We start from the raw sequence: 1,274 nt of genomic DNA, 5'->3' as shown, positions 1-1,274 counted from the left end.
TTTGTCGTCATCGCAAAATCCCCGTTTCAAAAACAGGGAATCACATCCACCCAATTTTGCAACAGTCCCTCAAGGGGGGAGATCACCGCTGCGCCAGCCTCGCGCTCTCCACCGCAATGCCGAGCAGCGCCTGCCGCGCCAGCGCTTCCGACAAATCCGGCCTGCGCCTAGTCTGCAGCACGGCCGATTGCAGCCGGTTCAGCGCGCGGCTGAGCGCCTCGACGTTCCAGCGCTCCAGCGCCTTCTCCACCAGCTTGCGCCGCGAGAAAAACACCGGCGGACGGGCGCCGGCCACTGCCGAGGCGGCGTTGCGGCCGGCGGTGTCCATCTGGCCGCGCATGACCTGAAGCTGCTGCAGCTGCCGCATCGCCGAGGACAGTACCAGGAAAGGATGGCCGCCGGACAGGCAGTGGCGGGTGAAGGCGGTGTCGAAGTCACCGATCCTGCCCTCCAGCACAGCATCGACCGCGTCGTCGAAGGAGGCGCCGGAGACGTCGCCGGACATCGCCCTTACGTCGTCGAGGCTGATGTCCTTCTGGCCGTGGGCATAAAGCACCAGTTTTTCGATCTCACCGCGTGAGGCCAACCGGTCGCCGCCGAGATTGCGGCGCAGCGCCTGGCGTGCGTCGAGCGCCATCGACATGCCGGCCTTGCGCAACTCGTCGTCGATGACGCTGTCGATGTCGCGCGCTTCATCGGCATAGCATGGCAGCGCCATGGCGTTGTCGGCCGCCTCGACCACGGCGCGCAGCCCGACGCCTTTTTTCAGGTCGCCGGCCTCGATGAGAATGATCGCGTCGCGCGCGGGCTCCGCGGTCAGCGCCTTGACGTCCTCAGCCAGCGGCTTCTGGCCGCTGGCGTTGCGCACCCACAGAAGCCGCCGGTCGGAGAACATCGGCACGGTGCGGGCTTCGTCCAGCAGCCGGCCCTGGTCGCGATCGACCTCCGCGCCGTCGAGCCGGACGACGGAGAACGGATCGTCGAGCGACAGGCCGGTTTTCGCGGCAAAGGCTTTGGCCCGCTCGGCGACCAAGCCGCGGTCGGGTCCGTAAAGCAGGACGATCGATATGCGCGCGTCAGGCTTCGCCAGCCACGAATCGACTTCGTATCCTTTTTTCTGCGCCATTAGCGGTGGTTAGCATGGGGAGAGGGCGGAGTGAACGTTCTCCAGAGAGTTCGAGACCCTATTGTGTCCAGCCGATAGATGGGTAACACTTTGAACCGGATACATAGGTGACACTTCTCTCCCCCTATGCGTCCGCCGCAGCGCCAAG

1 protein-coding gene is annotated in these 1,274 nt (G+C 65.3%); it reads right to left on the bottom strand.

The features are described from left to right. Window positions 1–82: 82 nt before the first annotated feature. Complete coding sequence (gene holA, locus NKJ78_RS30745; RefSeq protein ID WP_023750940.1) at window positions 83–1,126, bottom strand: DNA polymerase III subunit delta; 1,044 nt, start codon at window positions 1,124–1,126, stop codon at window positions 83–85. Window positions 1,127–1,274: the final 148 nt, after the last annotated feature.

It is taken from the genome of Mesorhizobium sp. M0037 (assembly GCF_040323635.1).
Classification (GTDB): domain Bacteria; phylum Pseudomonadota; class Alphaproteobacteria; order Rhizobiales; family Rhizobiaceae; genus Mesorhizobium.
Note: the sequence above shows the minus strand (reverse complement) of the source record. Positions and strands in the feature narration are given on the sequence as shown.